A 7678-nucleotide genomic window follows, 5' to 3' on the forward strand; every position below is an offset into this window, starting at 1 on the left:
AGGAAAGATAGATATATTAAATCATTCATGTTATTGATAGGGTGGGATAAAGTGGTGTATAATGAATATATTAGACATTAGGGGCCACCCAGGTGGCAAATTCCTACTACAAAAGTAGGAGTAATGATATGAAAGTAGGAGGAGGAAAAAAATGAAATTTACTATTGGCAGTATATATCATGGTTTCAAGTTAATCCAGGAAAAAAAGATAGAAGAGTTAAATTCAGTGACAAGATTATTTAAGCATGAGAAAAGTGGAGCGAGACTACTTCATTTAGAAAATGATGATGATAACAAGGTGTTTTCTATAGGATTTAGAACACCACCTAAAAGTAGCAATGGACTTCCACATATACTAGAGCATTCAGTACTTTGTGGTTCTAAAAAGTTTCCAACAAAGGAGCCTTTTGTAGAACTCATAAAGGGATCTTTAAATACATTTTTAAATGCTATGACTTTTTCTGATAAAACAATATATCCTTTGGCAAGTAAAAATGAAAAAGACTTTTTTAATTTAATGGATGTTTATTTAGATGCGGTTTTTTATCCAAATATATATTCTCAGTCGGAAATATTAATGCAAGAGGGCTGGCATTATGAACTAGAAAATAAGGAAGACAAACTAAATTATAAAGGTGTAGTTTACAATGAAATGAAGGGTGCATTTTCATCGCCAGAAGGCACTCTTATGCGTAAAATTCAAGAATCTCTTTTCCCTGACACTTCTTATGGGGTAGAATCTGGAGGGGATCCAGAATGCATACCAGATTTATCACAAGAAGAATTTATAGAGTTCCATAAAAAGTATTATCATCCTTCAAACAGTTATATATGCCTATACGGAGATGGGAATATTGACAAACAGTTAAAATTTATTAGTGAGGAATATTTAAATAATTTTGATGAAACTTTTGTAGATTCAGCTATAATGCTTCAGAAACCTTTTAATAGTATGAAAGAAGTTGTTGTGGACTATCCTATTTCATCTGATGATGACGAGAGTGGCAAAACTTACTTAAGTATGAATTTTGTATCAGGGGATAATATTAGTAATCCGGAACTACATTTAGCTTTCGAAATTTTAGAATATCTACTTCTAGAAAGTGCTGCAGCACCTCTCAAAAAGGTACTCGTAGAGTCAGAGCTTGGTAAAGATGTATTTGGAAGCTTTGATAACAGCATACTTCAGCCAGTATTTAGCATAGTAGTAAAAAATTCTAACGAAAGTGAAAAAGAAAGATTCAAGGAAGTTGTATTTGATGCGTTAAAGAACATAGTTAAAGAAGGAATAGATAAAAAGCTAATAGAAGCTTGTATAAATATCACGGAATTTAAACTACGAGAAGCTGATTTAGGGGGTTTCCCAAAAGGATTATACTATTATATAACAAGTATGGATAGCTGGCTTTATGATAAAGATCCAACTATGCATTTAGAGTATGAAAGTTATTTAAGTAAAATAAAAGCTGCATTAACTACGGATTATTTCGAAAAGCTTATAGAAAAGTATTTAATAAACAATATGCATAGTTCTATGGTTATTTTAAATGGTAAAAAGGGGCTAGCAGAGAAAAAATCTAAGGAACTAGAAGAAAAGCTAGCAAGGTACAAGGAGAGTCTATCAGAACTCGAAATACAGAAGATAATAAAAGGGACAAAAGCGCTTAAAGAAAGACAAACCACACCAGATTCTGATGAAGCGCTTGAAACTATTCCTCTGCTTGAACGCTCAGATATTGAAACTGTAGTAGAGCATTTACCTATAAAGGAAAGAGAGGAACAAGGTGTAAAGGTATTATCTCATAATATATTTACTAATAAAATTGCCTATATAAATATATTATTTGACGCTAAAAAAGTAGATATGGAGCTATTACCTTACGTAACGCTACTATCAACTATGTTAGGAAGGGTAAGTACGAAGGATAGAAATTATGCTGACTTATCTAATGAAATTAATATTCATACAGGCGGAATTCATTTTGCCACAGAAGTATATGGTGAAAATGAAAATTATGAAAAATATAGTCCTAAGGTAGTGGTAAAGACTAAAGCTTTAACAACCAGTATTCCAAAACTATTTGATATTGTTGCAGAAATAATTAGTAATACTAAGTTTGATGAAAAGAAAAGGCTTAAAGAATTAATTCAACAATTAAAATCAAGGCAAGAAATGAAAATTGTTGATAGAGGGCATGGTACAGCAGCAGGTAGACTTACTTCTTACTTTGCACCAGCTTCAGCTTATATAGAAAAGATTTCAGGAATATCCTTTTATAAATTTATTGATGAAATTGAAAGAGATTTTGATAATAAAGCAGAAGAAATCATTGAAAATTTAAATAAGGTATCAAAGCTTATATTCAATGTTAATAATCTTTTAATAAGTGTTACAGGAGAAGAGGATATATATACTGCTTTTGCATCAGATCTACCTAAAATTGTGAAGGTACTCCAAAAGGAAAAACTACCGGATGCAGAGTATGATTTTATGCTTAGTAAAAATAATGAAGGATTATTAACTTCATCAGATGTTCAATATGTAGCAAAAGGCTATAACTTCATTAAGAAGGGCTATTCTTATTCAGGTAAAATGCTAGTACTTAAAACTATAGCAAGCCTAGACTATTTATGGAATAAGGTACGTGTGCAAGGTGGAGCTTATGGTTGTTTTGCTAACATAACTCGAACCGGTAATATGGTGTTTGTATCTTATCGCGATCCAGGCCTCAAAGAGACCTTAAATGCTTATGACGAAATATATAATTATATAGGAGGATTTAAGGCCTCAGAAAGAGAAATGATCAAATATATTATAGGAACAATAAGTGAGCTTGATTCACCATTAACACCTTCTATGAAGGGCGAAAGAGCTACAGGATATTATATAAGAGGTATTACTGAGTCACAAAGACAAAAGGAAAGAGAAGAAGTATTAAGCACAACAGAAGAAGATATTAAGTCTTTTAGCACACTATTAAAAGATGTTACGGGTGAAAACTATTATTGTGTACTTGGAAATGAAACTAAACTTAAAGATAATAAAGAGTTATTCGCGAGTTTGGTAAACATATTTAAATAAGGTGCCTTACGGCACCTTTTTTTCAAAATTAAAAACAAGGGAGGCAGAATCTATATGGCAATTAAAGCACTTTTTACATACAATTACGGCGGAGAAAAAATGAAAAATATAGAAGCTTTTGGGTATGATATAAAAGTAGTTAAAGAATCGGATTTGATTTATAGTGAGGACTTCGCGGATGTAGAAGTTTTAGTTTGTTATGATCCATTTAAAACTTTAGACATAGAGAAAATGAAGAAGCTGAAATGGATACAATTATCTAGCATAGGCATCGATCAACTACCAGAAGAACATGTTAAAAACACTTCTATTATAATTACAAATAATAAGGGTGGCTACAGTATACCTATGGGAGAATGGATCGTATTAAAAACTCTAGAGCTATTTAAAAGTAGCAAGAATCTATATGAAAATCAAGTTAATAGAAAATGGAAAATGGACACGAGTATTCTTGAGTTATATGGTAAAACTATAGGGTTTATTGGAACAGGCACCATAGCAGTTGAGGCAGCTAAAAGATTTCAAGGCTTTGGTATGGAAATATTAGGCGTAAATACAGATGGTAGGGATGTTGAATATTTTAATAAATGTTATAAGATGAAAGAACTTTCCGAAATGCTTGTGCTGTGTGACGTAGTTGTGGTTACAATTCCTTATACCAAAGCTACACATCATTTAATTAATGAAGACAGGTTTAAAGCAATGAAAAATGGAGCTTGTTTTATAAATGTAGCAAGGGGTAGCATTGTGGATGAGGTTTGTCTTATTGAAAATTTAAAAAATGGGAAACTAGCAGGGGCTGCTCTAGACGTATACGAAGAAGAACCATTAAAAGAAACCAATCCCTTATGGGATTTAAATAATGTTATATTAACTTCTCATAATTCCTGGCTTTCAGAGATGAGAAATCAGCGAAGATTTAACCTTATATATGATAATATGAAAAAATATGTACATGGAGAAGAGTTAGTAAATGTAGTGGATTTAAAAAAAGGGTATTGAGTGTGTTAAAAAAGATTCGCTAAGGGGACAAGATAAATGAATAAGGTTAACAAATTTATGGATTATTGATGAAATTTTTAGCGGAACTAACCCTATTGAGAAGGACCCAAATTTTAAGGAGGAAATTATGAAAGCAGAAATACTAGCAGTAGGAACAGAGATATTACTAGGTGATATAGTCAATACAAATGCACAATATATCGCTAAGAGATTTGCGGATCTAGGAATAGCAGTTTACCATCAGACGGTAGTTGGAGATAATAGAGAAAGACTTTTAGAAGCATATACATTAGCTTTTAGCAGAGCTGATTTAGTTATAACTACAGGGGGACTCGGACCTACAAAGGATGATTTAACTAAGGAAGTAACTTTTGAATATTTTGGAAAGGAGAGTGTGGTTCATGAACCATCTCTAAAGATTCTTGAGGGACATTTTAGAGACTTGAATAGACCAATGACGAAGAATAATGTGAAACAGACATATTTTCCGATAGATGCATTGATACTTCCTAACAATAATGGTACAGCACCAGGATGTATAATAGAAGAGGGCGGGAAGACGGTTGTACTTTTACCCGGACCACCTAGGGAAATGAAACCTATGTTTGAGGAGTCTGTAGCTCTTTACCTTGAAAAGTTTCAGCAAGGGGTATTAGTTTCTAAGGTACTTAGAGTTATTGGAGTAGGAGAGAGTAAAGCTGAAGAAATGATAGAAGATATATTAGATAGTCAAACAAACCCAACGGTGGCGCCCTATGCTAAAGAGGGAGAAATGATTTTTAGAATTACAGCAAAGGCTAATACTTATGATGAAGGCATAAAACTTATGGAACCTATGGAAACAAAAATACGTAGCAGATTAGGTAGTAGCATTTATGGGGAAGGTGATACAACACTAGAAAATGTGCTTTCTGAAATGTTGCTAAACAAAAGAATGACTATAGCAACAGCTGAGTCATGCACAGGAGGAATGATAGCTAGTAGACTTATAAACTACCCAGGGATATCTTCTGTGCTTATGGAGGGCGTTGTGACTTATAGCAATGCGGCTAAAATCAATAGACTCGGAGTAAAGGCGGAAACCTTAGAAAAATATGGTGCTGTAAGTAGTGAAGTAGCAGCAGAAATGGCACAAGGGATAGCAGAAACTGCAGGAGTAAATATTGGAATTTCCACCACAGGAATTGCGGGACCAGCTGGTGGAAGCGAAGAAAAACCAGTAGGACTTGTATACGTAGGTATATGTATAAATGGAAAAGTTAAAACTAAAATGCTTAAATTATCTGGCGATAGGCAGAAAATAAGGGAAAGGGCAACTATGAAACTGTTAGACTTAGTTAGAAGAGAGCTCTTACTATAGCAAGAGAGCTCTTACTATAGCAAGAGAGCTCTTGCTATAACAAGGGTAAAGCAAAAACTGTTAAAACATATAAAAAAAGGATGTGGTGTAAATGCATAACAAAGAAATAAATATATGTTTAGTAGGATTTGGAAATGCAGCACAGGAATTTTGTAGAATGCTATTAACTAAAAGTATAGAAATTAAAGAGAGTACTGGATATGAAATTAGAGTAACAGCTATTGCAGGTAGGTCGAAAGGTTCAATTATTAACTCCATTGGCATAGACCTTACAAAAGCCCTTAGAGAGGTTAAAAACTCCGGAAGATTTGATCCGAATGCAGAAGATACTGTGACTATGGAGACACTACAGGTTATTAGAAGTTGTAGTGCTAATTTATTAGTTGAACTAAGCACCTTGTCTATTTATGATGGGCAGCCAGCAATAAATCATATAGAAGCTGCTTTTGATATGGGTATGCATGTTATAACAGGAAATAAAGGGCCTATAGCCTATAAATATAGTGAACTTTGTTACAATTCAAAAGATAAAGGTCTTCAGTTTTTGTATGAAACTACTGTAATGGATGGCACTCCTATTTTTAATTTTGTTAAATACACACTACCAGGGTGCAAGGTTCTATCCTTTAGAGGGATACTAAATTCAACCACTAATTTTGTTTTAGAAGAAATGGAAAATGGAAATAGTTATGAGGATGCTATTAAAGAAGCTAAAAGAAGAGGATTTGCAGAGGTTGACCCTTCAATGGATATTGATGGGTGGGATGCTGCGGCAAAAACGTCAGCATTACTAAATGTGTTGATGGATACAAATATAAATCCTACAGGAATAGACAGACAAGGAATAGCACATATTACTTTAGAAGATATAGAAAAAGCTAAAGAAAAACATTGTAAAATCAAGCTGTTATGTGAAGGATATATTGAAGATAATATAGCAAAAGGCAGAGTGCATCCAGTTTATATAAGTAGTAATGATACATTTAGTAATATAGACGCGACATCTTCCATATTAGCTATAACAACAGATTTAATGGGAGAAGTGCAAATAATAGAAAAGAATCCTGAAATTCAGCAAACAGCTTATGGTATATATAGTGATTTACTTACACTTATAAAGAATTTGTAATGCTGTAATGAAGGTCACTTAAGAGAGTTTAACGACATTTCAGAAGGAAAGTCTCCAACTTCTATAAGTGGGAGTTACATGCTATAATAAATAAAAAACTTCAGTGGAAGTCTAAATCTCATTCTGAAGTCGTTAATATTGCAGCATCGCAGATGATGATTTAATAATTATAATATACTTGTACGATATGTATAAATAAAACTATAAAGGCACATATCATTTCTGATATGTGCCTTTAAAAAATATGTTCTATTTAGTAGTAACAGGTGGGACATAAACTCTTGCTGCAAGTTCAGTATCTAGCATATAAAGACTTGCGGGGTCATCTTTGATTCTTGAAAGCTTTTTAATAATAGCTGTAAAGTTAGATTCTTCTTCCACTTGCTCATCAACAAACCACTTAAGTAAGCTTATAGTAGCATGTTCTCTTTCTTCTGTAGCAATGTCAGTAAGATTATAAATCCTACTAGTTACAATCTTCTCGTGTGCTAAAGATACTTCAAAAACATTAAGGAATGATTTAAACTCATTTTGAGGGTTAGGCATTCCTTCTAATAATACTCTTCCGTTCATTTCATTTACATAATTATAAAATTTCATAGCGTGAAATTTTTCTTCTTCGGCTTGCACTTTGAAAAAATTTGCAAAGCCATCAAAATCTTCTGCGGCACAATATGCTGCCATAGCTAAATAGATGTGTGCAGAATAAAATTCGAAGTTTATCTGGTTGTTGAGTTCTCTTAATAATCTTTCGCTTATCATAATAATCCTCCTTGTAGTTATCTAGGGTATAAAATACTATTATATCCTTAAAACGTCAATATATAATAGATTTATTTGTTTATGCCATGATAGTTGCTTTTAAATAATTATAGTTATTAAACAATATCGATAGTATATAATATTCATAGTATACACCAAATGATTTATACTGTATACATTATTAACTAAAGTTCAAAAAATATTATATGATCCGTTTATGATAATGTCTTAGTATACCGTTTTTGATTATGTCCCAAACATACAAAAATATAGTGTAGAATATACCTCATAAGATTGTACAAATGGGGTGTTGATAATCAGAAAGGTAGATTTAAATATGAAA

At 32.6% G+C, this 7678-nt stretch carries 5 protein-coding genes; 4 read left to right on the forward strand and 1 reads right to left on the reverse strand.

Annotation, left to right across the window (positions count from 1 at the left end; all coding sequences use genetic code 11):
• The first annotated feature begins 151 nt into the window (after window positions 1-151).
• From JJD95_RS06865 to JJD95_RS06880, 4 genes are all read left to right on the forward strand, one after another.
• Window positions 152-3082 (forward strand): insulinase family protein, encoded by a 2931-nt coding sequence (locus JJD95_RS06865; RefSeq protein ID WP_291641656.1) that lies wholly within the window; start codon window positions 152-154, stop codon window positions 3080-3082.
• Window positions 3083-3136: 54 nt separating this feature from the next.
• Window positions 3137-4084, forward strand: coding sequence for a phosphoglycerate dehydrogenase (locus tag JJD95_RS06870; RefSeq protein WP_291641658.1), 948 nt, complete (start codon window positions 3137-3139; stop codon window positions 4082-4084).
• 127 nt (window positions 4085-4211) lie between these two features.
• Window positions 4212-5444: a competence/damage-inducible protein A gene (locus JJD95_RS06875; RefSeq protein WP_291641660.1), complete on the forward strand. Its 1233-nt coding sequence runs from the start codon at window positions 4212-4214 to the stop codon at window positions 5442-5444.
• A 91-nt stretch (window positions 5445-5535) separates the two neighbouring features.
• Window positions 5536-6573, forward strand: a complete 1038-nt coding sequence (locus JJD95_RS06880; protein ID WP_291641662.1) for a hypothetical protein — start codon at window positions 5536-5538, stop codon at window positions 6571-6573.
• A 249-nt stretch (window positions 6574-6822) separates the two neighbouring features.
• On the opposite strand, the gene JJD95_RS06885 is transcribed toward JJD95_RS06880, so the two are convergent.
• A complete protein-coding gene (locus tag JJD95_RS06885; protein ID WP_291641664.1) occupies window positions 6823-7335 on the reverse strand; it encodes a ferritin in 513 nt (170 codons plus the stop codon).
• Window positions 7336-7678 lie beyond the last annotated feature (343 nt).

The sequence above is a fragment of the Clostridium sp. genome, from assembly GCF_016650035.1.
In the GTDB taxonomy this organism is placed as follows: domain Bacteria; phylum Bacillota; class Clostridia; order Clostridiales; family Clostridiaceae; genus Clostridium_AD.

Bases quoted from the DNA above. Each gene is read 5' to 3' on its own strand.
- JJD95_RS06865 (WP_291641656.1), top strand. From the start codon at position 152: ATGAAATTTACTATTGGCAGTATATATCATGGTTTCAAGTTAATCCAG.
- JJD95_RS06870 (WP_291641658.1), top strand. From the start codon at position 3,137: ATGGCAATTAAAGCACTTTTTACATACAATTACGGCGGAGAAAAAATG.
- JJD95_RS06875 (WP_291641660.1), top strand. From the start codon at position 4,212: ATGAAAGCAGAAATACTAGCAGTAGGAACAGAGATATTACTAGGTGAT.
- JJD95_RS06880 (WP_291641662.1), top strand. From the start codon at position 5,536: ATGCATAACAAAGAAATAAATATATGTTTAGTAGGATTTGGAAATGCA.
- JJD95_RS06885 (WP_291641664.1), bottom strand. From the start codon at position 7,335: ATGATAAGCGAAAGATTATTAAGAGAACTCAACAACCAGATAAACTTC.